Source organism: Streptomyces sp. NPDC031132, assembly GCF_055570595.1.
Map to the genome: position 1 here is coordinate 640,482 of NZ_JBVIGX010000001.1, position 26,768 is coordinate 667,249.

Sequence of the window (26,768 nt, forward strand, 5' to 3'; positions counted from 1 at the left end):
GGGAAGAAGGAGAAGAGGGACAGAGAGGAAAAACAGGGAACACCAACCATCGTGAGCCCCCCCCGGACGAAAGAGAAGGGCCCGTACCTCCCCGGGGAGGTACGGGCCCTTCTCGCTGCCGTCGGCGCAGCGTCAGCGTCAGCCGAGGCGCGGGTCGCGCGGGGGCTGCTGCGGGTGCTGGGGCTGCTGGGGCGGCTGCTGCTGCGGCTGCCAGGGCTGGCCGGGCTGCGGGTACGGCTGGGCGTACGGCTGCGGCGGCTGCTGGTACGGGGACGGGCCCTGGGGCTGGCCGTACGGCTGGCCCTGCGGCTGCTGCGGCTGGGGTTGCGGCTGCTGCGGTGACTGGTGCGGCTGGGGTTGATGGTGCGGCTGGGGCTGCTGAGGTGCTCCCCAGTGGCCCTGGGGGGCCTGCTGGGCGGCGCGTACGAAGTCCTCGGCCACGAGCGCGGAGAGGTTGAAGTACGCCTCCCGGGTCTTCGGCCGCATCAGGTCGAGGTCGACCTCGGCACCGGCCGCGAGGTGCTCGTCGAACGGCACCACGACGACGCCGCGGCAGCGGGTCTCGAAGTGCTGCACGATGTCCTCGATCTTGATCATCTTGCTGGTCTCGCGGACCCCCGAGATGACGGTGAGCGAGCGGGAGACGAGGTCGGCGTACCCGTGCGCGGAGAGCCAGTCGAGCGTCGTGCTCGCGCTGCTGGCACCGTCCACCGACGGGGTCGAGATGATGATCAGCTGATCGGCCAGGTCCAGGACGCCGCGCATCGCGGAGTAGAGGAGGCCGGTGCCCGAGTCGGTGAGGATGATCGGGTACTGGCGGCCGAGCGTGTCGATGACCCGGCGGTAGTCCTCGTCGTTGAACGTCGTGGAGACGGCCGGGTCCACGTCGTTGGCGATGATCTCCAGGCCTGAGGGGGCCTGGGAGGTGAACCGCCGGATGTCCATGTACGAGTTCAGGTACGGGATCGCCTGGACCAGGTCCCGGATCGTGGCCCCGGTCTCGCGGCGGACGCGGCGGCCGAGGGTGCCGGCGTCGGGGTTCGCGTCGATGGCCAGGATCTTGTCCTGGCGCTCGGTGGCCAGGGTCGCGCCGAGGGCGGTGGTGGTCGTGGTCTTGCCGACGCCGCCCTTGAGGCTGATGACGGCGATGCGGTAGCAGGACATGACCGGGGTGCGGATGAGCTCGAGCTTGCGCAGGCGCTCGGCCTCCGCGGCCTTGCCGCCGAAACGGAAGCCGGAGCGCTGGGGCTTGGGCTTCTGCTTGCCGCGCAGGAGCCGGTCGGAGGACAGCTCGACGGCGGCGGTGTAGCCGAGGGGCGCTCCGCCGCCGCCGGCCGGGCCGGGCTGGTAGCGGGGGTCGTGCGGCTGCGGGCCCGGCTGGGGCCCGGCGGACCACTGGGCCCCGCCGGCACGGGGGTCGTACTGCGGCTGCTCGTGTTGCTGCGGCTGCGGCTGCGGCTGCGGCTGCTGGTGCTGGTGCTGCGGCGGTACGGGCGCGGGGGCCGGCGCGGGCGCGGGCTGCGCGGGCGGGAAGGCGTAGTCGCCCGCGCCCACGGGCGGCTGCGGCTGGGGCTGCGCCGGTACGGGCGCCGGCGGGAAGCCGTATCCGTCCTGGGGCGGGGTGGCGGCGGGGCCGGGGGCCGGCGGGAAGCCGTACCCGTCCTGGGGTGCCGTGGTGGCGGGGAACGCGGGCGGCAGCGCCGGCAGTTCGCCGCCGGGTCCCCCGAAGGGGGCCTCCACGGGCGGGTGAACCGCGTCCACGGGGGTGACGGGCTCCGGAGCCTCCGGTACGGGGGACGCGAAGGGCGCGGGAACGGCGTCGGCCACCGGCGCGGGAACGGCGTCCCGGGGAACCTCCGGAGCCGCGGGCTCGGGGTTCGCGAACGGGATGGCCGTCCCGTCGGGCGGGGTGTCGTGCCGCTGGACGGAGGCGGATCCCTCGAAGGAGGCGTTCACGGGCGATCCGGGCGTGTCGGCGGGGGCCTCGGCGGAGGGCGTGCCGAGCGGCGCCGGCGCCGGCGTCGGCAGGGCGGGTGCCTTGTCCAGGGTCAGGCCGGGGTGGCCCGCGGGTGCCGGGGCCGGTGCCGGCAGAGCCGGTACCTCGGCGGGTGCCGGGAGCGCGGCGGGCGCGCCGGGGGTGTCTGCAGGGGCCGGCGGGGCGGGTGCCGGGGTCGGGGCCGGGAAGGCCGAGGGGGCGCCCGTGTTGTCGGCGGGTGCCGGGGGCGGGAAAGCCGCAGGCGGGGTGGGGTTGTCGGCCGGGGAGCCGAAGGGTGCCGGGGCCGGTGCCGGGAACGGCGACGGCACTCCCGCGCCGTCCGACGGGGTACGGGGGGCCGGCGGGGCGATCCGCATCGTCGGGGGCGAGGCCACGTCCGACGGGCGGTGGGGTTCGAAGCCGCTGCCCTCGGGGAGGCCCGGTACCGGCGAGGCCGGGGCCGCGCCCTGCGTGTACCAGGCCGGCGGGGTGTAGTCGATGGTGAACTCGCCCGTCATCTCGGGCTCCGCGTCGGACTGATCGTCCGTCGGGACGTCCCACGTCCCGCCGCGCCTCTCGTTCCGATCGCCGCTCACTGGTCCTCCTGGTCTGTCGAACACTGGTCCGGCGCCCACCTCGACGCCGCGCCCGCGCCCAGCCTAATCGCGTGCCGACACCGGTGTCCGCCCCCGTTGGACGCCCCGCGGTGCGGGGGCCCTTGCGGGCCGGCTTCGTGCCGTTGTCCTTGCCGTCCTGCCTACAGGGTGGCTGCCTCCTGAGCAACCGTCACCGGCCCGGTGGGGGCGGGTGCGGTGCCGCTGCGCGGGGCTCTTCTCCCCGGCCCGCCCTTTCTCCGTTTCCCGGGCGCCGCCCCGGACCCGCGCCTCACACGCCGGCGGGGCTGGAAAGACCCCGGGGCGCCGCCCCGGACCCCGCGCCTCAAACGCCTACGGGGATGGATGGTGTCGGCGGGCCCGGAGAGGCCCTGGGGCTTCGCCCCGTCCCGCGCGTGAACCGCCGTCGGCGCTGGTGGCGCCGACAGGGCGGATCGTGCCGCGTGGGCCGGTGGCCCGTGCGGGCCATCCGGCCCGTGCAGCCCGTCTGGATCGACCAGCCCGCCCAAGCTGGAGCGACCTTGGCGACCCCGGCCCGGCGGGCCAGTCCCGGCACGTGGGCCGACCGGCCAGTCCGGCCCGCGCATCCGGCCCGTGCAGCCCATCCGGCCAACTGCCCTGAGGAGCCCGCTCGGCTCGCGCCGTCCCGCGTGGCCCGACCAGCCTGACCGGTCCGACCGGCCTGATCGGTGCGACCGGCTCGACCAGCCTGATCGGTCCGACCGGCTCGACCAGCCTGACCAGCTCGGCGGGTCTGACCGGCCTGATCGGTTCGGGCGGTCTGACCGGCCTGATCGGTTCGGGCCGTTCGGGGCTCGGCCCGGTGGCGTCGGGGCTGGGCATCCGGGGGTCAGTCGATGCGGCGGGAAGGGCCCAGGAGGCCTGTCTCCGGTTCCGTGCCCTGGGTCATCACGAACTGGCGGTCCCTCGGCGTGCACCACAGCGTGACCCCGTCGCCCAGCGTCGGCAGGGAGTCCACCGCCGCCCGCGGCAGGTTCATCAGGCGGCCGAGCTGCTCCGCCTCGTCCGGGGACACCCGCTGGACGCCCACCAGCGACGAGTTCTGCAGCAGCCTGGGCGCCGCCGGGCTCAGGTACGGCAGCAGGGTCAGCACCGACTGCCAGGGTCCCGCCACCACGCGCCCGCGCGGCGGCCGCATCCCGCAGTCGCGGATCACCAGCACCGGGCTGCCCGCCGACGCGCCCTGCGGCGGCACCCGGCCGACCTCGTGCAGCGTCACGCACTGCTGGCCGCCGCCGGCAGCCTGGGCCAGCCCGGACCACACCTGCCCGCGCCCGGTCTCCACCGCCACCCGCGCGCCCGTGGCCGCCGCGCGCAGCGCCAGCACCTGCGCCGTCCACAGGCCGCCGATCAGCGTCACCTCGTACGGTGTCGGCCGGTTGATGCCGAGCACCGCCGGTCGCCCCTCGGCGTCCACGCCGATGACGACCCCGTCGTCCCCGACGGGCAGCGCCAGCGCGTCCAGGTCCACCGCGGGGACCGCATGCCGTTCCCGGCGCGGGCCGATCAGCCCGAACCCGCCCCTCATCGCGCCCCTCCCAGCGGCAGCGAAGCCAACAGCCCCGGTACCTGTTCACGGTCGAGCCGGACCAGCCCGGTGCGCACACCGCGGGCCGTCCGTTCCAGTTCCCGGCGGGCCGCCACGAGTTCCTCGTCGCTGCGCCCCGTGACCCGTACGTGGCCGGTCAGCGTCACGCCCTGGCGCTCCGCCGGAGCCATCGTCAGGCTGAAGTTCGTCGCCAGCGCCGGCAGCGAGGTCAGCAGCGCCACGAACTGCGGCAGGGACGCCGCCCCGCTGCCGCCGAGCTGCGGCCAGCGCCCTATCCAGTAGGTGGTGTGCCGCCGGTCGTCGCAGCGCCAGATCCGCGCGGTCTCCTCCGTCCGCCGGCCGGTGCTCGCCGAGCGCCCCGCCTGCGTGATCGCCATGGGGTTCGCGCACGAGGAGGTGGCCAGCGCGGCCGTCAGCTCCTGCTCGGTCAGCACGGTCGCCCGGAAGCCGGCCCCGGTCAGCCGGCTCGCCAACTGGTCGGCCGCCCGCACCAGACAGCGCTGCGCGCCCGCGAGCCCGCCGCCGCGCGCGGTGACCGCCTCGGGGCACAGCTCCGGGTCGAGCTTGAGGGCTATCCAGGTCAGCCGCACCGCCGGGGTGCCGGTGGCGGCCTGCAGCGGCGCGTAGTTGCGGGTGGCCATCGACTGGGCCGGCAGGTGCGGGGCCGGCGCCGGCTGGGTGTGCTGCACCAGCTGCGCGGACTCCAGCCGGATGCCGTCGACTTCGAGGATGTCCCGTACGAGGGCCAGCGGCAGCGGATGGGCTCCGCGGTCGGGCCGCAGCGCGGTGGCGTCCGTGTCCACCTGGACGACGGCGGTCAGGAAGGTCCCGTCACCGACCATCCCGACGGGCCGCCGGTCGCGGTCGCTGAACGTCAGGGTCCGCAGCGCCGGATCGGCCTCGACGAGCGGGGCCAGCCCCGGCTCGGTCCCCGCGGGCACCGCGAACGAAGCGGCCCGCCGCCGCCGGGAACGCAGCGCGAGCGCGCCGCCGATCCACTCCGGCAGGGAGCGCTGGTGGCGGCGTACGACGGCGAGCACCACCAGTACGAGCGCCAGGACACCGGCGGGGATCAGCAGCATCGGCTCCACGACCCAGGCCACCAGAAGGGCGGCCACGGCGATCTGGAGCAGTACGAGTTGTTGCAATCGGAACGGGCCGAAGCGGCCCGGGCTCGACTTCGGATACGGCGTCACCCCGCCGCGTGCGGGTGCGGGTGCACCCGTCTGCGGCTGCGTCGCGGTGGCCATCACTCGCCCACCTCCCCTTCCCGGGGCCGTACCCCGTGAGTGCCGGAGCCGGGCGCTGCCCGCCGCGTGACCCGGATCTCGTCAATCCACCCCAACAAGCCCTGAATACCGCGACGACCCCTGAATCGTGCGGCCCGGAAGACAGCGAGCGGCGGCCTCACCCTACCCGGCCCCTACGCACGCTCCGTCAAGAGGCATAGTAGGTCCCCGGTCCGACAATCGAGGCTCGGGGACCGTACTCACCGACCGGGCCGTGCGGGGAGAAGCAGGCGGTCATGGCATCACGACGTGATGAACTCAACGCGTACACCTTTGCGAAGCGGCGCACGGTGGCCGCGTTCCTCCAGCCTTCCGCCACGGGGTCGGAGGAAGGTGCGCCGCGTCCGCTGCGTGCGGTCCTGCCCGGGCTGGTGGCGGGGGCGCTCGTACTCGCCGCGTTCGGTGCCTGGGGAATGTTCAAGCCGCAGGCCCCCAAGGGCTGGGACGAGGCCGGCACCAAGGTCATTGTCGGCAAGCAGTCGACGACCCGGTACGTGGTGCTCACGACGAAGGTGAACGGCAAGGACCAGACCCGGCTGCACCCGGTGCTCAACCTGGCTTCCGCCCGACTCCTCCTGGACCCGCAGAAGTTCAAGGTCATCCAGATCGACGACAAGGTCCTCGACGCGGGCAAGCCGCCGCGCGGGCCCATCATCGGCATCCCGTACGCGCCCGACCGGCTGCCGGCCCCGCAGGACGCCGGCAAGGCGAAGCGCTGGGCCGTCTGCCAGGCGCCGGGCGGCAACGGCAAGACCGTCCAGACCGCGACGTTCGTCCTCGCCGACCGCGAGGCGGGCCTGATGGACGACGCCCGCAAGGTCACCGACAGCCAGATGCTGTACGTGCAGAGCACCGGCGGGGCCAAGGAGCGCTACCTGGTCGACGCGACGGGGACGAAGTACAAGTTCCCCGAAGGCGGCGCGGACGCCGGGAAGATGACCAACGCGCTGGTCGGCAGCACCGGCGCCACCCCGCAACAGGTCACCGAGACGTGGCTGGCCACCCTCAACTCCGGGGACGACCTGGCCTTCCCGCAGCTGCCCGTCGCGGCCGGCACGAAGGCCGACGTGCAGGGCCTGACCACCGCCGACAACAAGGTCGGCATGGTGCTGAAGGCGCAGACCGGCTCCGGTACGCAGCACTACGTCGTCCTGCCCGGAAAGGTCGCCCCGGTCTCCGACTTCGTGGCGTGGCTGCTGATCTCGGCGCCCGCGACCGACGGCCTCAACATGCACGGCAAGCCCCGCGAGGTCGACCTCCAGTCGCTCAACCCGGACGCCACGGCGTTCAAGGGCGAGGCCAAGTGGCCGCAGAAGAAGTCCGACCGGATCAACCAGCCCGCCGGCTCCGGCGCCCGCGACACCGTCTGCAACGTGCTGCGCTCGGTCGACGGCCAGGGCAACCAGACGCTGAGCACGTGGGCCGGCACCGGATTCCCCATCGACATCACCGCCAGCGGCACGAGCGCGTACGTGACCCCGGGCTCGGGGCTGCTCTACACGCAGGTCCAGGGCAAGCAGACCACCGCGGGCGGCTCCCTGTTCCTGGTCACCGACACCGGCCTGCGGTACGCGGTGCAGGCCAACGGGGACAGCGACGCCGAGAAGTCGAAGATCGGCGCCCCCGACCAGCCGAACGGCCAGGCCGGCGCGGACGGCCGCCCCGAGGCCAGCCAGGCGCAGATCCGGCTCGGCTACGGGACGGTCGCGCCGGCCATGGTGCCCATCGCCTGGTCCGAGTTCCTCTCGAAGGGGCCGCGCCTGGACACCAACTCCGCCCGCCAGCCCCAGGGTTCGTGAGGAAGCCGCCGATGCCCATGCCCTCGTACACGCGCAGCGCACTTGCCGCCGCGGCCCTCGCCGTGGCCGCCCTGTCCGGCACGACCGCCGCGGCCGGTACCGCCGCAGCTGCCGCACCGCACCCGGAACCCGTCCGCGCACCGGCCCTGAACCTCGCGGGCGCCGGCGAGTGCACCTTCCCCATGAAGAAGCAGATCGCCGACCGCCCCTGGTCCCTGCAGCGGCTGCTGCTCGACGCGCTCTGGGCGCGGACCAAGGGCAAGGACAAGAACGGCAAGCCCGTCCGCGTCGCGGTCATCGACACCGGGGTGGACCGTGCGAACCCGCAGCTCAGCGGTGCCATCGACGTCGGCGCCGGCAAGGACTTCGTCGACCCCAAGGGCGGCGACGGCACGACCGACACGGTCGGCCACGGCACCAAGGTGGCCGGGCTGATCGCGGCCCGACCGCAGGAGGGCACCGGCTTCGTCGGCCTCGCCCCCGACTCCACGATCATCCCGATCCGGCAGAACGACGGGCAGGGCAAGGGCAATGCGCTCTCCCTGGGCCAGGCGATCGACCACGCGGTGTCCAAGGGCGCCCAGGTCATCAACATCTCCCAGGACACCGACGTGCCCCTGAGCGCCGACTCCGAGCTCGGCAAGGCCGTCCAGCGGGCCGTCGACGCGAAGGTCGTGGTCGTGGCCTCGGCGGGCAACGACGGCATGAGCGGCGAGAAGCGCAGGACCTACCCGGCGGCCTTCCCCGGCGTCCTCGCCGTGGCCGCCTCGGACCGCAACAACGAGCGGGCCGCGTTCTCCCAGCCCGGCGACTTCATCGGGGTCGCCGCGCCCGGCGTCGACATGGTCTCCACCGTCCCCGGCTTCGGCCAGTGCATCGACAACGGCACCAGCTTCTCGGCGCCCTACGTCGCCGGAGTCGCCGCCCTGCTGCGCGCCCAGCACGAGGACTGGACCCCGCAACAGATCGCCTGGCAGATCCAGGGAACCGCCGAGCGCTCGGTCAACGGCCGTGACGACTACGTCGGATGGGGCGTCGTCGACCCGGTGCGCGCGGTGACCCAGGACCACGAGGCCCCCAAGGCCCCGGTCCCGGACCCCGGCCCGCCCCCGGCGGCCGCACCCGAGGCGGCGGCGCTGCGGATGACCGAGACGGCACAGGAGCGCGAGGAGCGGTTCGGCACGTACGCTCTCGGGATCACAGGCGTGCTGATCGCGGTCATCGCGGGCACGGCGACGGTGGTCCGGGACGCCCGCAAGCGGCGGGGCCGTTTGCAGTGAACCGTCACAGTTCATCAACGGAAGCGGCCCACTGGTGTTGGGGCTGTCAGATGAACTGGCTAGAGTGACACCAGGCTTCACGACTGTGATCGGGGGATCGCGTGAGGCGGAGGGGGATTCCGGCGGCGCGTGGCTCAGATCCGCGCCCGGATCCTCCCCGCCGCTGCGCAATCCGCCGGTTCTGCCGGCGAATTGAGAAGTGAGGAGCTTCGGATGAGCAATTTCGGACTCGCAGACGATCCGATCGTCCAGGCGAAGAACAAGATCGAGACGACGGCCCGTGCCGTCACCACCCAGTCCCGCGAGCTGGCCGACATCCTCGCCACGGTGAGCGCCGGCTGGACCGGTGTGGGTGCCTCGGGCTTCGTCTCCGCCCAGACGGTCGTCAACGAGGACCACGACGAGATCCGTCGTCTGCTCGGGGTGCTGCACAACGCGGTCGCGCAGACCAAGAACCTCAGCAACGCGCAGGACGACGACGTGCGCGCGGCGTTCAAGACGGTGCAGGCCTCCGCGGGCCAGGGCGGCTCCGGCCTCAACGGCATCTGACCTGCCCTTTACGCCCTTACGTCTTTACGTCGTTCCCCACTCAGCCCAGCGCGAAGGAGAAGAACATGGCTGGTTCCGACGGCCACACCAAGGTCCGGTATGAGAGCGTCCAGGAGATGGCGAACCGCATCCGCGTCGTCTCGAAGAAGATCATGACGGACCTGGAGGAGATGGACCAGGCCCTGAAGGTCGTCACGGACACCTGGGACGGTGAGGCGCACCAGGCGTACGTCACCCTCCAGGGGAAGTACAAGGGCAAGGCCGACCACATGCACAAGCAGCTCGAGCAGGTCGCCGCGCTGATCGAGCGCGGCAAGGGCGACTACCGCGCCACCGACGTGAAGGCCTCGCGCCTGTTCACCGAGGCCTACTGAGCCAGGTCGACCGCAGTCACATGCGGATACGGGGCGCGCCCGCACCGGGCGCGCCCCGTCGTCGTACCCCGGGGGACCGGCCTCAGCGGGGGCCGCGGTCGAGGTCGAACTCCCCGTCCCTGGCACCGAGTACGAAGGCCTCCCACTCGGCCGCCGTGTAGCGCAGGACGGTGTCCCGGTCGAGCGAGGACCGCATGGCCACGGCGCCCTCGGGCAGCCGGGCGATCTCGACCCGCTCCTCGTCGGGGCTGGTCCCGGGCGGGCCCTCCCACTCCACGCCGCTGATGTCGAGCGCGTACAGCTCGTCCTTCTCCTGCTGAGTGCCCATGTGCGGCCTTTCCCTCGGCGGTGCGGTGCTACCGCGGTCTTCCCTGCCGATTATCGGTGCTGCGGGGCGGGCCGGGGGACTGTTTCCCGTTGATCAAAAGAAAGCGGGGCCCGGTCCGACCGGGCCCCGCCTCTTGTCAGCCGCCTCCTACATCCCCGGCAGGCGGCCCAGCTGTACGAGCGACGTGCCGCGCTTGCGCGAGGAGAAGTACGCGCGGCCCGGCGGCATCGGACGGGGCCGGACGTTGCCGATCAGGTCGCCCTCGGACGGGTCGCCCGACAGCACCACGCCCTGCGCGCCGAGCTCCTTGAAGCGCTGCATGAACGGCTCGTACATCGAACGCGAGGCGCCCGCCGAGTTGCGCGCGATGATGAAGCGGACACCCGTGTCCCGGGCGAAGGGCAGGAACTCCACCAGCGGGGCCAGCGGATTGCCCTGGCTCGTGGCCACCAGGTCGTAGTCGTCGATGACGATGAACACGTCCGGGCCGGTCCACCAGCTGCGGTCGCGCAGCTGCTGCGGAGTGACGTCGGTCGGCGGCTGCCGCCGGGAGAACACCCCGCCCAGCGCCTCCATGTGCGTCTGGAGGGAGCTCGCCATCGGCGCGTACTCCAGCAGGTGCTCCTCCGGCAGCGCACCGAGCAGGCTGCGCCGGTAGTCGCCGACGACGAGCCGGGCCTGGTCCGGGGTGTAACGCTCCGCGATCTGCTGGCAGATCAGCCGCAGCAGGTTCGTCTTGCCGGACTCGCTCTCGCCGAACACGAGGAAGAACGGGTCGCTCTCGAAGTCGACGAACACCGGCTCCAGGTCCGTCTCGTCGATGCCGATGGCCAGCCCGCGGCCGGGGTTGTCCCCGCCCCTGGGCAGCTGGTCGGCGTGCAGCAGGCGCGGCAGCAGCCGTACGCCGGGAGCCGCGGCCCCCGCCCAGTTCTGCTTCACCAACGACACGAAGGCGGCCGTGGCCTCCGACAGGTCCTCCGGGTCGTGCGCACCGTCGATCCGCGGCAGCGCGCCGAGGAAGTGCAGCTTCTCCGCCACCTGGCCCCGGCCCGGCATCCCCGTCGGCACGTTCGCCGCGACCTTGCGGTCGAACTCGGAGTCCATGACGTCACCGAGCCGCAGCTCCAGCCGGTTCAGCATCTGGTCCTTGAGCGCGGCCCGCACCTCCATGTACCGCGCCGCCGTGATCACCACGTGGATGCCGTAGCCCAGACCGCGCGAGGCGATGTCCGTGACCACCGGCTCCAGGCCCTCGTACTCCGTCCGGAAGCCGCCCCAGCCGTCGATGACGAGGAACACGTCGCCCCACGCCTCGCCGGGCAGCTCGCCCGCCGCGCGCCGCCGCCGGTACGTGCCGATGGAGTCGATGTTGTTCGCCCGGAAGAACTCCTCGCGGCGGTTGAGGATGCCCCCCACCTCCGCGACCGTACGCCGCACCCGCTCCGGGTCCAGGCGCGAGGCGATCCCGCCGACGTGCGGCAGCTCGGCGATCGACGACATGCTGCCGCCACCGAAGTCCAGCCCGTAGAACTGCACCTCGCGCGGCGTGTGCGTCAGCGCGAACGAGGAGATCAGCGTCCGCATCAGCGTCGACTTGCCCGACTGCGGACCGCCGACCACCATCATGTGGCCCGCCGCACCCGAGAAGTCCCGGTACAGCACCTCACGGCGCTGCTCGAAGGGCTTGTCGATGAGGCCGAGCGGTACGACGAGCCCGCCGGGCCGCGTGTACCCCTCCGCGTGCAGCCCCCGCTCCGTCGAAGGCGCCAGCGCCGGCAGCAGCTGGTCCAGCGGCGGGGCCTGGTCGAGCGGCGGCAGCCACACCTGGTGCGCGGGCACGCCCTGGCCCTCCAGCCGGGCCACGATCACGTCCAGCACCGTGTCCGCGAGCGCGTCGTCCTCCCGCTCCGACTGCGCCGCCAGGTACGCCGGGTCCGGCGCCGCGTACACGACCGGCACCGGCGTCGCCGTGAACAGCGCGGGGCGCCGCTCCACCGGGAACAGGCCCACGGACAGGTCCGGCCCGCCCGAGCGGTAGGTGCCCGAGACGTACGCCGCCTTGAACCGCGTCATCTCGTCCGTACCGAACTTCAGGTAGCCCGAACCCGGCACCGACGGCAGGTGGTACGCGTCCGGCACGCCGATCGCCGTCCGCGACTCCGCCGCCGAGAAGGTCCGCAGACCGATCCGGTACGACAGGTACGTGTCCAGCCCGCGCAGCTTGCCCTCCTCCAGCCGCTGCGAGGCCAGCAGCAGGTGCACGCCCAGCGAGCGGCCGATGCGGCCGATCTGGATGAACATGTCGATGAAGTCGGGCTTCGCGGTCAGCAGCTCGCTGAACTCGTCGATGACCAGCACCAGCGAGGCCAGCGGCTCCAGCGGGGCACCCGCCGCGCGCGCCTTCTCGTAGTCGTGGATGTTCGCGTAGTTGCCCGCCGAGCGCAGCAGCTCCTGGCGGCGCTGCAGCTCACCGCGGATCGAGTCGCCCATGCGGTCCACGAGCGTGAGGTCGTCCGCCAGGTTGGTGATGACCGCGGCCACGTGCGGCATCTGCCCCATGCCCGTGAAGGTCGCACCGCCCTTGAAGTCCGCGAGGACGAAGTTCAGCGTCTCCGAGGTGTGCGTGACCGCGAGGCCCAGCACCAGCGTGCGCAGCAGCTCCGACTTGCCGGAACCGGTCGCACCCACGCACAGGCCGTGCGGGCCCATGCCCTCCTGAGCGGCCTCCTTGAGGTCCAGCATGACCGGCGCGCCGTCCTCGCCGACACCGATCGGCACGCGCAGCCGCTCACCGGCCGAGCGCGGCCGCCAGGTCCGGGCCACGTCGATCGAGGCCGCGTCGCCCAGGTTCAGCAGGTCCGTGAAGTCCAGGTTGGCCAGCAGCGGTTCGTCGTCGTCCCCGCCGCCGGTGCGCAGCGGCGCCAGCTGCCGCGCGAGCGCCTCCGCCGCGGGCAGCGACAGCGTGTCCGGTACGCCCTCGTACGCGATCCCCGCGCCCGACTCGAGCCGCAGCCGGCCCGGCCGCACCACGACCGACAGACCGCCGCGCGGCTCGTCCAGCTCGCCCGCGACCACCTCGACGATGGTCACGCCCTGCAGTCCCTCGGCCGCCGCGAACGCCGAGTCCGGCGGCACCAGGCCGCCGCGGGAGTTCGCGTCCAGTACGACGACCAGGTGCGGCTGGTCCAGCACCGGGGAAACGTCCCGGCTGAACCGCGGCCGCCCCTCCAGACGCGGCGCCAGCAGCCCCTCCAGCTCGGCCAGGTCATCGCTGAACAGCCGCTTCGTACCGGCCCCGTCGACCTGCCCGGGGACCTGCGTGTGCGGCAGCCACTTCGTCCAGTCCCACGCGGGCACCGCGCCGGGTGCGGCCACCACGGCCACCACCAGGTCATCGGGGGAGTGCAGCGTCGCCAGCTGCGCCACCAGCGCCCGCGCCGCACCGCGCGCCGACTCCGGCTCGCCGGACACCGTCACGTGGTAGAACGCCCGCAGCGACACCGCCACCGGCAGCCCGTCCAGCGAGGAGTGCACCTTCAGGAAGCGCTGCATCGCGCCCGCCGTCAGCGGCTCCAGCTCGTCCACCGGCGCCGTGTCCGGAGCCACCAGCGCAGTCGCGAGGCGCTGCGCGCCCAGCCCGAGCCGGGCCTGGCCGAAGTCCTCGTCGCCGACGCGCCGCTCCCACAGCCGCGAACCCTCGGCCACCACCGACCACAACTGCTCGGGCGCCGGGTGCAGATACAGCTGTGCGTCGCGCTGCGCCCGCGCGGTCCTGCGGACCTGACGGCGGGTCTGCGCAAGATATTTCAGGTAGTCGCGCCGCACATCGGCCATTTGCCCCTGCGTACCGCGCCGGTGGCGCACCAGCTGGGCGAGGACCATGCCCACCGTGGACACCAGCATCAGCACACCCATGATGCGCATGAAGGGCGCCGCACCCGGCATGAAGAAGAACACGACCGACGAGCCCATGCCGAGCATCGGCAGGAGCTGCATCAGCATGCCCTCCTGCTGCCCGCGGGGAAGCTCCGGCGGAGCCTCCAGCCTCAGCTCGTCCGAAGGAACTTCGGGCGGCAAGGACCGCGGCGGGCGTTTGACGACGATCTGACTCACCGGAGCATCAATCCCTCGAAAACGGACGGGACGTCGCAACCGGCGCCCCCAAGTCCCGGGCGCGAAGGGGGTCTCCCCTGCGCGACGGTGATCCTACTTGCCGACAGTCACTCATACTCCCGGTAGGGTGGCCCGCGCAGTATGCGCATCCGCGAATCCAAGGCGAGAGCCCATGCATCCGCTTCGCCAACCAGGGGGGTCTCACAGGTGAGTACGGCCGCAACGACGGGCTTCTGCAGGGTCACCGTCGTGGCTCCCGACAGCCGCATCGACGTCGCCCTCCCGGAGGACATCGCCGTCGCCGACGTCTATCCCGAACTCCTGCGCCTCACCGGCCAGACACAGCCCGTCGGCGCCCCCACCGGTTTCCACCTGGTCCGCCGCGACGGCACGGTCCTCGACGGCGCCCGCACCCTCGCCGCCCAGCAGGTCCTCGACGGCGAGGTGCTGAGCCTGCGCCCGTTCGCCGAGTCGCTGCCGCCGGCCGTGTTCGACGACGTCTCCGACGCCGTCGCCTCCGCCGTCGTGCGCGACCGCCACCTGTGGAGCGACGACATGCTGCGCGGCGCGGGCCTGGCCGGCGCCGCCCTGCTGCTCGTCCTGCTCGGCTTCGTCCTCTGGTACGCCGACCCGGTCCGCCACGACATGCACGGCCTGCCCGGCGTCATCGCCGGCGCCGCGGGCCTGCTCCTCACCGCCGCCGCCGGAGTGCGCGCCCGGGTCTACCGCGACCGCGGCTCCGCCGTCGCCCTCGGCCTCGGCGCGCTCCCGCACCTGCTGATCGCCGGCTCCGGCATCATCGCCGCCGGCGCCGGTGAAGGACCCGGCCGGCTGCAGTTCCTGCTCGGGTGCGTCTGTGTCCTGGTCGCCTCCGTGGCCCTCGTCGCGCTCACCCCCAACGGGGACGCCCCCTTCGTCGCGGCCACCTTCCTCGCCGCCACCGGAACCCTGGCCACCTTCGCCGCCATCGTCACCGAGGCCTCCGCCACCGCGACCGCCGCCGTCTGCGCCCCCGTGGCCATCGGCCTCGTCGCCTTCCTGCCCGGCCTCTCCGCCCGTTTCGCCCGGCTGCCCATCGGCTACGCCGCCCCGCAGAGCGCCGTGGAGAGCTACGAGACCCCGGACCGCTACGAGATTGAGCCGTACGGCGACACCTCCGGCTCCGAGCAGCCCGAGACGGGCACCCCGCTCGACTCCGAGGCCATCGCCGCCCAGGCCCGCCGCGGCCACGAGATGCTCCTCGGCCTGGTCGGCGGCTGCGCCGCGGTCGTCGTCGGCTCCGCCGCCGTGCTCGGCTTCTCCGACAACACCTGGGGCCGGCTCCTGGCCCTCGCCACCGGGCTGGCCATGCTGCTGCGCGCCCGCCTCTTCCGCTACACCTCCCAGGTCGTGTGCACCCTGGTCGCCGGCATGGCCGCCATCGGACTGCTGATCCTGGGCCTGGCCCTGCACCCGCCGGCCGACCTGGTCCGCGAGCTCGTCCAGTACCACGACCGCGGCGGCCTGGACCTCCGTACGATCTGGCTCTCCGCAGCCGTCGCCGCCGGCGCCGCCCTCCTCGCGGGAATTGCGCTTGTCATCCCCCGCAAGGGCCTGTCACCCTTCTGGGGACGGCTGCTCGACCTCACCGAGGCGGCAGTACTGCTCAGTCTTGTCCCGCTGGCCCTCGCCGTGCTGGACGTGTACGCCCGGGCCCGCTCTCTCACCAGCTGAGACGGGGTCGGACGGCAGCCTGGTACGCTGTGTGACGGCCGTTTGTGTACGCGCCCCCGGAAACCCTCTGGAGGCTGCGCTCAGCGGACCCCGCCTCCCGAGTTACGGAAGATCCCCAGAGAATTCGACCTGGGGCACTCGGTGGCCACGAAGACCTATACGAGGAGTACGCGTGTCGCTCGACGCCGCTACGAAGAAGCAGATCATCGCCGAGTTTGGTGCCAAGGAGGGCGACACCGGCTCCCCCGAGGTCCAGGTCGCGATGCTCTCCAAGCGCATCACGGACCTGACCGAGCACCTCAAGACCCACAAGCACGACCACCACTCCCGTCGTGGTCTGCTGATCCTGGTCGGCCAGCGTCGCCGCCTGCTGCAGTACCTGGCCAAGAAGGACATCCAGCGCTTCCGCGCGCTGGTCGAGCGCCTCGGCATCCGCCGCGGTGCGGCCGGCGTCAAGTAAAGACGCTGTGAAGGGAGCGGTTCCCACACTGAGGGGGCCGCTCCCTTTGCTGTACGTGCAGTCGCTCTACGTGCGGGACGTACCGGACGCTTTGTAGTCTGGACGCACGTGCACGGCGAACCATGTGCACAACTGAAGAGGAGGAGCGCCCTCCCTACGCCGCCGGTCCTCGGTAGTGGTACCCGGAGAGCCTGACGGGCACCGGACCGGGTACTTCGATCGAAGACCGGCCCGCACGCAAGGAGCGCTTCTCCGCAACCGTCCGCAGCCACACGGGCAGCGGACGGAGACGACGAAAATGGAGAAAACGCTAGTGGAGAACGAGACCCACTACGCCGAGGCCGTCATTGACAACGGTTCCTTCGGCACCCGCACCATCCGCTTCGAGACGGGCCGTCTGGCCCGCCAGGCCGCCGGCTCCGCCGTTGCCTACCTGGACGACGACACGATGGTGCTTTCCGCCACCACCGCGTCGAAGAAGCCCAAGGACCAGCTCGACTTCTTCCCCCTCACGGTGGACGTCGAGGAGCGCCAGTACGCGGCCGGCAAGATCCCCGGCTCCTTCTTCCGTCGCGAAGGCCGGCCCTCCGAGGACGCGATCCTCACCTGCCGCCTGATCGACCGCCCGCTGCGCCCGTCCTTCAAGAAGGGCCTGCGCAACGAGATCCAGGTCGTCGCCACGATCATGGCGCTCAACCCGGACCACCTGTACGACGTCATCGCGATCAACGCCGCGTCCGCGTCCACCCAGCTGGCCGGTCTGCCCTTCTCCGGCCCGATCGGCGGCGTCCGCGTCGCGCTGATCCGCGGCCAGTGGGTGGCCTTCCCGACGCACACCGAGCTCGAGGACGCCGTCTTCGACATGGTCGTCGCGGGCCGCGTCCTGGAGGACGGCGACGTCGCGATCATGATGGTCGAGGCCGAGGCCACCGAGAAGACCATCACCCTGGTCAAGGGCGGCGCCGAGGCGCCGACCGAGGAGATCGTGGCCGCCGGCCTCGACGCCTCGAAGCCCTTCATCAAGGCCCTCTGCAAGGCCCAGGCGGACCTGGCGGCCAAGGCCCCCAAGCCCGAGGGCGAGTTCCCGGTCTTCCTGGACTACCAGGACGACGTGTACGAGGCCCTCGCGGCCGCCGTCAAGGGCGAGCTCTCCCAGGCGCTGACCATCGCGGGCAAGCAGGACCGGGAGGCCGAGCTGGACCGCGTCAAGGAGATCGCCGCCGAGAAGCTCCTCCCGGCCTTCGAGGGCCGCGAGAAGGAGATCTCCGCCGCCTACCGCAGCCTGACCAAGGCCCTGGTGCGCGAGCGCGTCATCAAGGACAAGGTCCGCATCGACGGCCGCGGCGTCACGGACATCCGTACGCTGGCCGCCGAGGTCGAGGCCATCCCGCGCGTGCACGGCTCGGCGCTGTTCGAGCGTGGCGAGACCCAGATCCTGGGCGTCACCACCCTCAACATGCTCCGCATGGAGCAGCAGCTGGACACCCTCTCCCCGGTGACCCGCAAGCGCTACATGCACAACTACAACTTCCCGCCGTACTCCGTCGGTGAGACCGGCCGCGTGGGCTCGCCCAAGCGCCGCGAGATCGGCCACGGCGCGCTCGCCGAGCGCGCGATCGTGCCGGTCCTCCCGACCCGCGAGGAGTTCCCGTACGCGATCCGCCAGGTGTCCGAGGCCCTCGGCTCCAACGGTTCGACGTCCATGGGCTCGGTCTGCGCCTCGACCATGTCGCTGCTGAACGCCGGTGTGCCCCTCAAGGCCCCCGTCGCCGGTATCGCCATGGGCCTGATCTCCCAGGAGATCGACGGCAAGACGCACTACGTCGCCCTCACCGATATCCTCGGTGCGGAGGACGCCTTCGGCGACATGGACTTCAAGGTCGCCGGCACCAAGGAGTTCGTCACCGCGCTCCAGCTGGACACCAAGCTGGACGGCATCCCGGCCTCCGTCCTGGCCGCGGCCCTCAAGCAGGCCCGCGACGCCCGCCTCCACATCCTCGACGTGATGATGGAAGCGATCGACACGCCGGACGCGATGTCCCCGTTCGCCCCGCGGATCATCACCGTCAAGATCCCGGTGGACAAGATCGGTGAGGTCATCGGCCCCAAGGGCAAGATGATCAACCAGATCCAGGAGGACACCGGCGCCGAGATCACGATCGAGGACGACGGCACCATCTACATCGGTGCCTCCGACGGCCCGGCCGCCGAGGCCGCCCGCGCCACGATCAACCAGATCGCCAACCCGACCATGCCGGAGGTCGGCGAGCGCTACCTGGGTACGGTCGTCAAGACCACCACCTTCGGTGCCTTCGTCTCCCTGATGCCCGGCAAGGACGGCCTGCTGCACATCTCGCAGATCCGCAAGCTCGCCGGTGGCAAGCGCGTGGAGAACGTCGAGGACGTGCTCGCGGTCGGCACCAAGGTCCAGGTCGAGATCGCCGAGATCGACCAGCGCGGCAAGCTCTCCCTGATCCCCGTGATCGACGGCGAGGCCGCCGGTGACGACGCTGACAAGGACGACTCCGACAAGTGACGTCGCGTAGTTCCCGTGTGACGGCCCGCCCCTCTTCGGAGGGGCGGGCCGTCGCCCGTACCCAAACCCTCCTCAAGGGCGAGAACGGCATCGGCACCGTCCGGCGCACCGTCCTCCCCGGCGGCCTGCGCATCGTCACCGAGACGCTGCCGTCGGTCCGCTCCGCCACCTTCGGCATCTGGGCGCACGTGGGCTCCCGCGACGAGACGCCCACGCTCAACGGTGCCACGCACTACCTCGAGCACCTCCTCTTCAAGGGCACCGCCCAGCGCACCGCCCTCGACATCTCCTCCGCGATCGACGCGGTCGGCGGCGAGATGAACGCCTTCACGGCGAAGGAGTACACCTGCTACTACGCACGGGTGCTCGACACCGACCTGCCGCTGGCGATCGACGTCGTCTGCGACATGCTCACCGGCTCGCTGATCCGCGAGGAGGACGTCGACGCCGAGCGCGGCGTCATCCTCGAAGAGATCGCGATGACCGAGGACGACCCGGGCGACTGCGTGCACGACCTGTTCGCGCACACGATGTACGGGGACACCCCGCTGGGCCGCCCCGTCCTCGGCACCGTCGACACGATCAACGCCCTCGGAGCCGACCGGATCCGCCGCTTCTACAAGAAGCACTACGACCCCCGTCACCTGGTGGTGGCCGCGGCCGGCAACGTCGACCACAACAAGGTCGTACGCCAGGTCCGCGCGGCCTTCGAGAAGGCCGGCGCCCTCCGGCACACCGACGCCGAGCCGATCGGCCCGCGCTCCGGAGCCAAGCGCATCCGCACCTCCGGCCGCGTCGACCTGATCAACCGCAAGACCGAGCAGGCCCACGTGGTCCTCGGCATGCCCGGCCTGGCCCGCACCGACGAGCGCCGCTGGGCGCTCGGCGTGCTGAACACGGCCCTCGGCGGCGGCATGTCCTCCCGCCTCTTCCAGGAGGTCCGGGAGAAGCGCGGCCTGGCCTACAGCGTGTACTCGTACACCTCGGGCTTCGCCGACACCGGGCTCTTCGGCGTGTACGCGGGCTGCCGCCCGAACCAGGTCCACGACGTGCTGCGGATCTGCCGCGGCGAGCTCGACAAGGTCGTCTCCGAGGGGCTCACCGACGAGGAGATCAAGCGGGCCATCGGCCAGCTGTCCGGCTCCACCGTCCTCGGCCTGGAGGACACCGGCGCGATCATGAACCGCATCGGCAAGAGCGAGCTCTGCTGGGGCGACCAGATGTCGGTCGACGAGATGCTGGCCCGGATCGCGTCCGTGACCCCGGACGACGTCCGCTCGGTCGCGCAGGATGTACTGGCCCAGCGGCCGTCGCTCGCGGTGATCGGCCCGCTGAAGGAGAAGCAGGCCGCCCGCCTCGACGAAGCGGTGTCCTGAGACCCCGAGACCCTGGATACCTTGAGGCCGGGCACCGGCCGCCGGCCGGTGCCCGGCCCGTACGACAGGAAGCGAAGAAGCATGAGCAGCAAGCTGCGGGTGGCCGTTCTCGGCGCCCAGGGCCGCATCGGTTCCGAGGCGGTCAAGGCCGTCGAGGCCGCCGAGGACATGGAGCTGGTGGCCGCCCTCGGCCGCGGCGACAAGCTGGAGACGGTGGCCGAGGCCGGTGCGCAGGTCGCCGTCGAGCTGACCACCCCCGCCTCGGTCATGGAGAACCTGGACTTCCTCGTCCGCCACGGGATCCACGGCGTGGTCGGCACCACCGGCTGGACCGAGGAGCGCCTCGCCCAGCTGGACACCTGGCTCGCCGCCTCCCCGCAGACCGGCGTGCTCATCGCCCCGAACTTCTCCATCGGCGCCGTCCTCACCATGAAGTTCGCCGCCCAGGCCGCCCGCTACTTCGAGTCCGTCGAGGTCGTCGAGCTCCACCACCCGAACAAGGTCGACGCCCCCTCCGGCACGGCGACCCGTACGGCGCAGCTCATCGCGGCCGCCCGTGCCGAGGCCGGCTGCGCCCCGCAGCCCGACGCCACCGCCACCGCCCTGGACGGTGCGCGCGGAGCGGACGTCGACGGCGTCCCGGTGCACGCGATCCGCCTGCGCGGCCTGCTGGCCCACCAGGAGGTGCTGCTCGGCGGCGAGGGCGAGACCCTGACCATCCGTCACGACTCCCTGCACCACAGCAGCTTCATGCCGGGCATCCTGCTCGGCGCGCGCCGCGTCGTGCAGCACCCGGGCCTCACGTTCGGCCTGGAAAACTTCCTCGACCTCGGCTGATGAGCAGGCAGTAGTACCCATGCGCGCGAAGATCACTTACTTCCTCACGGCCGCCGTCCTGGTCGTCTACTTCGTCCTGGTCGGCAGCCGGGGCGTGCTGCTGATCCGGCATGGCACCTGGCTGACCGTGACCTTCGGGGCGGCCGTGCTGATCCTGCCGGTCATCGGCGTCTGGTTCCTCTGGAAGAACACGCAGTTCGTGACGAGGGCGAACCAGCTCGCGACCGAGCTTGAGGCCGAGGGTGGACTGCCCGTCGACGAGCTCGAGCGGGACGAGTACGGCCGGATCCTGCGGGACTCCGCCGACGAGGTCTTCGCGCGCCGCAAGGCCGAGACGGAGGACGCGCCGGGGGACTGGCGCAGTTGGTTCCGCCTCGCCGTCGCCTACCACGACGCCCGCGACACCCCGCGGGCCCGCAAGGCCATGCAGCGGGCGATCGCCCTGCACGCAGGACCGCGCCGCCAGGCCGGTCCCGTAAGCCCGTAGAACCCGTAAGCCGACCCGCGAGCCCCTAGAACCCGGAAGCCCGTACAAGCCGCCCGAGTGGATCCTGTACGGGCTTCCAGGGCACTGCACGCCGGTGTCAGGCGGGCACGGCCCGGTACTCGTCCGCCCAGGCCTCGACCATGTCGGCGGCCCGGTCGAACGCCTCGGCCCGCGACAGGAAATCGGCGTTGTGGTCGGTCAGCAGCACCGGCAGCTCCGCGCCGTCGCGCGCGGCCGCGGTCAGGGCCTGGCCCTGGACGGTCCGCGGCAGCCCCAGCCAGCGCACCGGCTGCTGGACCGTACGGACCTCGGTGATCTCGTCCCAGGCGATCGAACGGGTCCGGAAGAAGCCCACCCGGCGAAGCCCCGCCGGGCTCACCCAGACGCCCGCCATGAGCAGCCGCAGCGCCGCCCCGATCACGCCGAGCGCGGCGGCCGCACAGAAACCGGCACCGGCCCAGGCGCCCGCGAACGCGATGATCATCGTGGCGAGCAGCATGAACGCGGCCAGCAGGAGCAGCAGGGCGGCGCCGGCCACCCGCCAGGGCCCGGGCCGGTACGGCCGGCGCCAGCGGTCGGGGTCCTCGTGGGCGAGTACGTCGTCGCCGGCGTCTTCGTGCGCGTCGAACGCGCGGTCGGCCGTCAAGAAGGGCAGGGGCACGGCTGTACCTCACTCACATGCACGTTCGGTTGGGCTGTGCCCGAGAGGCTACCGCCCCTCGGAGGCCTCCGACTGCTGCGACTTGGCGGGCGCCTGGTGGGGTTGCAGTGCGGGCATGCCGAAGAGCAGGGAGCCGACGAGCCCCGCCACCACGGTCAGCCCGACCAGACTACGGGCGGCCATCTGGGCCGCGCCGAGACGCTCGCGCGGCGGCGGAGTGACATTGCTGCGGAAACGGTCGGCCTCGGCGACGAAGGCGAACGGGACGGGTTCGCTCCGGCGAAACATAGAGCGACTCTCCTCACGGTCAGGGCCCGGGGGCGGGGTGGTGGGTGCGTGTGGCCTGTACCGGTGAAGACGTACGAGCCGCCCAATCGGTGCCTGAATTCGGGACATTAACCAAATTTTATGGCTGGGCGTCAGCTGAAAGGGTGAGCGGACCGCCTCCGCGGCCTGCGCCCGATCCGCGCGAGAGCTGCGCAGGGAGCCGCGGGCTGCGCCGTAGAGTGGGCGCGCCCCATGTGAGTCGTTCGGAAGGACCCCCGGTGAGCGAGACCGCCGCTTCAGACCTGAAACCCAGCTTCCGCAGTGACGTGACCGTGGAGCTGGTGAAGCACTCCGCCGCCGACTCCGACGTGCTGTGGGCCGCCCGTGTCTCCACGGCCGGCGAGCAGTCCCTCGAAGAGCTCCAGAAGGACCCGGAGCGCTCCAAGGGCCTCATCAACTACCTGATGCGGGACCGCCACGGCAGCCCCTTCGAGCACAACTCGATGACCTTCTTCATCAGCGCCCCGATCTTCGTGTTCCGCGAGTTCATGCGGCACCGCGTCGGCTGGTCGTACAACGAGGAATCGGGCCGCTACAGGGAGCTCGAGCCGGTCTTCTACGTCCCGGACGCCGAGCGCAAGCTCGTCCAGGAGGGCCGCCCGGGCAAGTACGTCTTCGTCGAGGGCACCGCGGCCCAGCAGGAACTGACGGGCCGGGTCATGGAGGACTCGTACCGTCAGGCCTACGAGGCCTACCAGGAGATGCTGGCCGCGGGCGTGGCCCGTGAGGTTGCCCGTTCGGTCCTGCCGGTCGGACTTTTCTCCTCGATGTACGCCACCTGCAACGCGCGCTCGCTCATGCACTTCCTCGGCCTGCGCACGCAGCACGAGCTCGCGACCGTTCCCTCCTTCCCGCAGCGGGAGATCGAGATGGTCGGCGAGAAGATGGAGCAGCACTGGGCCGCGCTCATGCCGCTGACGTACGCCGCGTACAACGCCAACGGCCGCGTCGCCCCGTAAGGGCGGGTAGGGCCCGATGGGCACGGATGGACCCACTCCGTACAGATGTACGGAGTCAAGTCCGAAGTGTCCGTATTGCCACGTTTCGTAAAGTTCATCTAGGCTGATCAAACGGACCCGGCACTGCTTGAACCCCCGAGCAGGCAGTGCCGGGATCCAACAGACCTCCGGGACCCGTGCCGGGAGCCACACCCTGTTGACGTCCCCCGAGGGGACACTGCGAGCATGGCAGCGAGTAGCGTGTTACCCATGGCTCCGATCTCGACTCCGCAGACCCCCTTCGGGCGGGTCCTCACCGCCATGATCACGCCCTTCACGGCGGATGGCGCACTCGACCTCGACGGCGCGCAGCAGCTCGCCGTCCACCTGGTGGACGCAGGCAACGACGGCCTGATCATCAACGGGACCACCGGCGAGTCCCCGACCACCACCGACGCGGAGAAAAACGACCTCGTACGAGCCGTCCTCGAAGCGGTCGGCGACCGTGCCCACGTCGTCGCCGGCATCGGCACCAACGACACCCGCCACACCCTCGAGCTGGCCCGCCAGGCCGAGCGCACCGGCGCACACGGCCTGCTCGCGGTGACCCCGTACTACAGCAAGCCGCCGCAGGAAGGCCTCTACCGGCACTTCACGGCGATCGCCGACGCCACCGAGCTCCCGGTGATGCTCTACGACATCCCCGGCCGCAGCGGTGTCCCGATCAACACCGAAACCCTGGTGAGGCTCGGCGAGCACCCCCGTATCGTGGCCAACAAGGACGCCAAGGGCGACCTCGGCCGCGCCAGCTGGGCCATCGCCCAGAGCGGACTCGCCTGGTACTCCGGCGACGACATGCTGAACCTGCCGCTGCTGTCCGTCGGCGCCGTCGGCTTCGTCTCCGTGGTCGGCCACGTGGTCACCCCCGAGCTCCGCGCGATGCTCGAGGCCCACCTGGGCGGCGACGTCCAGAAGGCCACCGAGATCCACCAGAAGCTGCTCCCCGTGTTCACCGGCATGTTCCGCACGCAGGGCGTGATCACCACCAAGGGCGCCCTGAACCTGCAGGGCCTGCCGGCGGGCCCGCTGCGGCTCCCGCTCGTCGAGCTGACGGCCGAAGAGACGGCTCAGCTCAAGATCGATCTTGCCGCCGGCGGGGTACAGCTCTGACATCAGACTTCACAACTGAATAAGCAAGACGAACAAACAGACGAATGCAAGTGCACGAATGACATGCGCGCCACGTGCCTTACGAGGTACGTGGCGTGTGTGGTGAGGAGATACTTTTGAGCCATCCGCACCCTGAACTCGGTCCGCCGCCGAAGCTCCCCAAGGGCGGCCTCCGGGTCACCCCCCTGGGCGGTCTCGGCGAGATCGGCCGCAACATGACCGTCTTCGAGTTCGACGGCCGCCTGCTGATCGTCGACTGCGGCGTTCTCTTCCCCGAGGAGGAGCAGCCCGGCATCGACCTGATCCTGCCGGACTTCTCGTCCATCCGGGACCGCCTCGACGACATCGAGGGCATCGTCCTCACGCACGGCCACGAGGACCACATCGGCGCCGTCCCCTACCTCCTCCGGGAGAAGCCGGACATCCCGCTGATCGGCTCCAAGCTGACGCTGGCCCTCATCGAGGCCAAGCTCCAGGAGCACCGCATCCGCCCCTACACCCTCGAGGTGAAGGAGGGCGAGCGGGAGAACCTCGGTCCCTTCGACTGCGAGTTCATCGCCGTCAACCACTCCATCCCGGACGCCCTGGCCGTCGCGATCCGCACCCCCGCGGGTCTCGTCGTCGCCACCGGCGACTTCAAGATGGACCAGCTGCCGCTGGACAACCGCCTCACCGACCTGCACGCCTTCGCGCGCCTGAGCGAAGAGGGCATCGACCTCCTCCTCTCGGACTCGACGAACGCCGAGGTCCCGGGCTTCGTCCCGCCGGAGCGCGACATCTCCAACGCCATCCGCGGAGTCTTCGCGGGTGCCCAGAAGCGGATCATCGTGGCGTCCTTCGCCAGCCACGTGCACCGCATCCAGCAGATCCTCGACGCCGCCCACGAGTACGGCCGCCGGGTCGCCTTCGTCGGCCGCTCGATGGTCCGCAACATGGGCATCGCCCGTGACCTGGGCTACCTGCGGGTCCCGGCCGGTCTGGTCGTCGACGTGAAGACCCTCGACGACCTGCCGGACGACGAGGTCGTGCTCGTCTGTACGGGTTCCCAGGGCGAGCCGATGGCGGCCCTGTCCCGCATGGCGAACCGCGACCACCAGATCCGGATCGTCCCCGGCGACACCGTGATCCTCGCGTCGTCGCTGATCCCGGGCAACGAGAACGCGGTGTACCGCGTGATCAACGGCCTGACCCGGTGGGGCGCCAACGTCGTGCACAAGGGCAACGCCAAGGTGCACGTCTCCGGCCACGCCTCCGCGGGCGAGCTGCTGTACTTCTACAACATCTGCAAGCCGCGGAACCTCATGCCGGTCCACGGCGAATGGCGCCACCTGCGCGCCAACGCCGAGCTCGGCGCCATGACGGGTGTCCCGAAGGACCGCATCGTCATCGCCGAGGACGGCGTGGTCGTCGACCTCATCGACGGCAAGGCCCGGATCTCCGGCAAGGTCCAGGCCGGCTACGTGTACGTGGACGGCCTGTCGGTCGGCGACGTCACGGAGTCCTCGCTCAAGGACCGCCGGATCCTCGGCGACGAGGGCATCATCTCGGTCTTCGTCGTGGTGGACAGCACCACGGGCAAGGTCGTCAGCGGCCCGAACATCCAGGCCCGCGGCTCCGGCATCGAGGACTCGGCCTTCACGTCGGTCCTGCCGAAGATCGAGGAAGCCATCGCCCGCGCCGCCGCCGACGGCGTCGCGGAGCCGCACCAGATCCAGCAGCTCATCCGCCGGACCATGGGCAAGTGGGTCTCGGACGGCTACCGCCGCCGCCCGATGATCCTCCCGGTCGTCGTCGAGGTCTGAGCCTCGCCGTAGCGCCGTCACTGGAGCGGGGCAACCGGATTTGCATCCGGGGGCCCCGCTCCAGTACGTTTACGGCTCCACCTCGCACGGACCCCCGGCACGCACGCGTGCCCGGACGTGTTCGGCGAGGGGGTGGGATTCAAGACCAGGGAGACCTGATAAAGTCTGATCCGCCCGAAAGGGAAAGGCCCTCCAACGGCCACCGAATTCAAATCCACTCCGGAAACGGAGCGGAAAGAATCTGGTAAGGTTGGAACCGCCGGAAAGGGAAAGCGCGAAAGCGAAGACCCCGGAAAGCAAGCGAGACCGACTCTGATAGAGTCGGAAACGCAAGAACGAAGCCCGGAGGAAAGCCCGAGAGGGTGAGTACAAAGGAAGCGTCCGTTCCTTGAGAACTCAACAGCGTGCCAAAAATCAACGCCAGAAGTTGATACCCCGTCCACTTCGGTGGATGAGGTTCCTTTGAAAAAGACCTGTGAGGTCGCGGTTCGCCGTGATGCTTGCAGGCAATTACACAGCGAGGACGCAGTGGTCAGTCGGTCATATTCCGACCATGACTGGCCCGCTCAA

20 protein-coding genes are annotated in these 26,768 nt (G+C 71.4%); 13 read left to right on the forward strand and 7 right to left on the reverse strand.

Annotated elements, in window-relative coordinates:
* Window positions 1-138: 138 nt before the first annotated feature.
* The 3 genes from ACZ49B_RS02910 to eccE all read right to left on the reverse strand — a co-directional run bounded on the left by ACZ49B_RS02910 (window position 139) and on the right by eccE (window position 5,409).
* Window positions 139-2,571 carry an SCO5717 family growth-regulating ATPase gene (locus ACZ49B_RS02910; protein WP_468299792.1) on the reverse strand — a complete coding sequence of 811 codons (2,433 nt, stop codon included), beginning with the start codon at window positions 2,569-2,571 and terminating at the stop codon, window positions 139-141.
* Between the two features lie 868 nt (window positions 2,572-3,439).
* Window positions 3,440-4,138: a hypothetical protein gene (locus ACZ49B_RS02915; protein WP_468299794.1), complete on the reverse strand. Its 699-nt coding sequence runs from the start codon at window positions 4,136-4,138 to the stop codon at window positions 3,440-3,442.
* Window positions 4,135-5,409, reverse strand: a complete 1,275-nt coding sequence (gene eccE / locus ACZ49B_RS02920) for a type VII secretion protein EccE (RefSeq protein WP_468299796.1) — start codon at window positions 5,407-5,409, stop codon at window positions 4,135-4,137. Before eccE ends, ACZ49B_RS02915 begins: the two co-directional genes overlap by 4 nt.
* 275 nt (window positions 5,410-5,684) lie before the next feature.
* Between eccE and eccB the strand changes: the two genes are divergently transcribed.
* The 4 genes from eccB to ACZ49B_RS02940 all read left to right on the forward strand — a co-directional run bounded on the left by eccB (window position 5,685) and on the right by ACZ49B_RS02940 (window position 9,450).
* Window positions 5,685-7,247 carry a type VII secretion protein EccB gene (gene eccB / locus ACZ49B_RS02925; RefSeq protein ID WP_468299798.1) on the forward strand — a complete coding sequence of 521 codons (1,563 nt, stop codon included), beginning with the start codon at window positions 5,685-5,687 and terminating at the stop codon, window positions 7,245-7,247.
* 17 nt (window positions 7,248-7,264) lie between these two features.
* Window positions 7,265-8,527 carry a type VII secretion-associated serine protease mycosin gene (mycP, locus tag ACZ49B_RS02930; RefSeq protein WP_468299875.1) on the forward strand — a complete coding sequence of 421 codons (1,263 nt, stop codon included), beginning with the start codon at window positions 7,265-7,267 and terminating at the stop codon, window positions 8,525-8,527.
* A 213-nt stretch (window positions 8,528-8,740) separates the two neighbouring features.
* Window positions 8,741-9,076, forward strand: coding sequence for a WXG100 family type VII secretion target (locus ACZ49B_RS02935; protein ID WP_030303610.1), 336 nt, complete (start codon window positions 8,741-8,743; stop codon window positions 9,074-9,076).
* A 65-nt stretch (window positions 9,077-9,141) separates the two neighbouring features.
* Window positions 9,142-9,450, forward strand: a complete 309-nt coding sequence (locus tag ACZ49B_RS02940) for a WXG100 family type VII secretion target (protein ID WP_053786185.1) — start codon at window positions 9,142-9,144, stop codon at window positions 9,448-9,450.
* Window positions 9,451-9,532: 82 nt separating this feature from the next.
* Here the strand turns inward: ACZ49B_RS02940 and ACZ49B_RS02945 are convergent, their stop codons facing one another.
* Window positions 9,533-9,778: a DUF397 domain-containing protein gene (locus tag ACZ49B_RS02945; RefSeq protein WP_030303613.1), complete on the reverse strand. Its 246-nt coding sequence runs from the start codon at window positions 9,776-9,778 to the stop codon at window positions 9,533-9,535.
* A 147-nt stretch (window positions 9,779-9,925) separates the two neighbouring features.
* Window positions 9,926-13,891, reverse strand: a complete 3,966-nt coding sequence (eccCa, locus tag ACZ49B_RS02950) for a type VII secretion protein EccCa (RefSeq protein ID WP_468299801.1) — start codon at window positions 13,889-13,891, stop codon at window positions 9,926-9,928.
* 207 nt (window positions 13,892-14,098) lie between these two features.
* Between eccCa and eccD the strand changes: the two genes are divergently transcribed.
* The 6 genes from eccD (at window position 14,099) to ACZ49B_RS02980 (ending at window position 21,300) form a co-directional block, all read left to right on the forward strand.
* Window positions 14,099-15,604: a type VII secretion integral membrane protein EccD gene (gene eccD, locus ACZ49B_RS02955; protein WP_468299803.1), complete on the forward strand. Its 1,506-nt coding sequence runs from the start codon at window positions 14,099-14,101 to the stop codon at window positions 15,602-15,604.
* 172 nt (window positions 15,605-15,776) lie between these two features.
* Complete coding sequence (rpsO, locus tag ACZ49B_RS02960; RefSeq protein WP_048475599.1) at window positions 15,777-16,064, forward strand: 30S ribosomal protein S15; 288 nt, start codon at window positions 15,777-15,779, stop codon at window positions 16,062-16,064.
* A gap of 313 nt (window positions 16,065-16,377) precedes the next feature.
* Window positions 16,378-18,600 carry a polyribonucleotide nucleotidyltransferase gene (locus ACZ49B_RS02965; protein WP_468299876.1) on the forward strand — a complete coding sequence of 741 codons (2,223 nt, stop codon included), beginning with the start codon at window positions 16,378-16,380 and terminating at the stop codon, window positions 18,598-18,600.
* The gene (locus ACZ49B_RS02970) at window positions 18,597-19,976 is read left to right on the forward strand and encodes a M16 family metallopeptidase (RefSeq protein ID WP_468299805.1); all 1,380 of its coding nucleotides are present in this window, start codon (window positions 18,597-18,599) and stop codon (window positions 19,974-19,976) included. Before ACZ49B_RS02965 ends, ACZ49B_RS02970 begins: the two co-directional genes overlap by 4 nt.
* 81 nt (window positions 19,977-20,057) lie before the next feature.
* Complete coding sequence (gene dapB / locus ACZ49B_RS02975; protein ID WP_383515101.1) at window positions 20,058-20,813, forward strand: 4-hydroxy-tetrahydrodipicolinate reductase; 756 nt, start codon at window positions 20,058-20,060, stop codon at window positions 20,811-20,813.
* 19 nt (window positions 20,814-20,832) lie between these two features.
* A complete protein-coding gene (locus ACZ49B_RS02980) occupies window positions 20,833-21,300 on the forward strand; it encodes a hypothetical protein (protein WP_468299807.1) in 468 nt (155 codons plus the stop codon).
* Between the two features lie 97 nt (window positions 21,301-21,397).
* On the opposite strand, the gene ACZ49B_RS02985 is transcribed toward ACZ49B_RS02980, so the two are convergent.
* The gene (locus tag ACZ49B_RS02985; protein ID WP_468299809.1) at window positions 21,398-21,961 is read right to left on the reverse strand and encodes a PH domain-containing protein; all 564 of its coding nucleotides are present in this window, start codon (window positions 21,959-21,961) and stop codon (window positions 21,398-21,400) included.
* Between the two features lie 48 nt (window positions 21,962-22,009).
* Entirely contained in the window at window positions 22,010-22,249 is a 240-nt protein-coding gene (locus tag ACZ49B_RS02990) for a hypothetical protein (RefSeq protein ID WP_053786194.1), read from the reverse strand.
* A gap of 257 nt (window positions 22,250-22,506) precedes the next feature.
* Between ACZ49B_RS02990 and thyX the strand changes: the two genes are divergently transcribed.
* The 3 genes from thyX (at window position 22,507) to ACZ49B_RS03005 (ending at window position 26,198) form a co-directional block, all read left to right on the forward strand.
* A complete protein-coding gene (gene thyX / locus ACZ49B_RS02995; protein ID WP_053786195.1) occupies window positions 22,507-23,247 on the forward strand; it encodes an FAD-dependent thymidylate synthase in 741 nt (246 codons plus the stop codon).
* A 249-nt stretch (window positions 23,248-23,496) separates the two neighbouring features.
* A complete protein-coding gene (gene dapA / locus ACZ49B_RS03000; protein WP_468299811.1) occupies window positions 23,497-24,396 on the forward strand; it encodes a 4-hydroxy-tetrahydrodipicolinate synthase in 900 nt (299 codons plus the stop codon).
* 116 nt (window positions 24,397-24,512) lie between these two features.
* A complete protein-coding gene (locus tag ACZ49B_RS03005) occupies window positions 24,513-26,198 on the forward strand; it encodes a ribonuclease J (protein ID WP_468299813.1) in 1,686 nt (561 codons plus the stop codon).
* The last annotated feature ends 570 nt before the right edge of the window (window positions 26,199-26,768 follow it).

Coding starts and splice junctions, on each gene's coding strand:
- ACZ49B_RS02940 (WP_053786185.1), top strand. CDS start 9,142: ATGGCTGGTTCCGACGGCCACACCAAGGTCCGGTATGAGAGCGTCCAG.
- ACZ49B_RS02915 (WP_468299794.1), bottom strand. CDS start 4,138: ATGAGGGGCGGGTTCGGGCTGATCGGCCCGCGCCGGGAACGGCATGCG.
- ACZ49B_RS02980 (WP_468299807.1), top strand. CDS start 20,833: ATGCGCGCGAAGATCACTTACTTCCTCACGGCCGCCGTCCTGGTCGTC.
- ACZ49B_RS02945 (WP_030303613.1), bottom strand. CDS start 9,778: ATGGGCACTCAGCAGGAGAAGGACGAGCTGTACGCGCTCGACATCAGC.
- mycP (WP_468299875.1), top strand. CDS start 7,265: ATGCCCTCGTACACGCGCAGCGCACTTGCCGCCGCGGCCCTCGCCGTG.
- eccB (WP_468299798.1), top strand. CDS start 5,685: ATGGCATCACGACGTGATGAACTCAACGCGTACACCTTTGCGAAGCGG.
- ACZ49B_RS02990 (WP_053786194.1), bottom strand. CDS start 22,249: ATGTTTCGCCGGAGCGAACCCGTCCCGTTCGCCTTCGTCGCCGAGGCC.
- dapA (WP_468299811.1), top strand. CDS start 23,497: ATGGCTCCGATCTCGACTCCGCAGACCCCCTTCGGGCGGGTCCTCACC.
- eccE (WP_468299796.1), bottom strand. CDS start 5,409: ATGGCCACCGCGACGCAGCCGCAGACGGGTGCACCCGCACCCGCACGC.
- ACZ49B_RS02935 (WP_030303610.1), top strand. CDS start 8,741: ATGAGCAATTTCGGACTCGCAGACGATCCGATCGTCCAGGCGAAGAAC.
- dapB (WP_383515101.1), top strand. CDS start 20,058: ATGAGCAGCAAGCTGCGGGTGGCCGTTCTCGGCGCCCAGGGCCGCATC.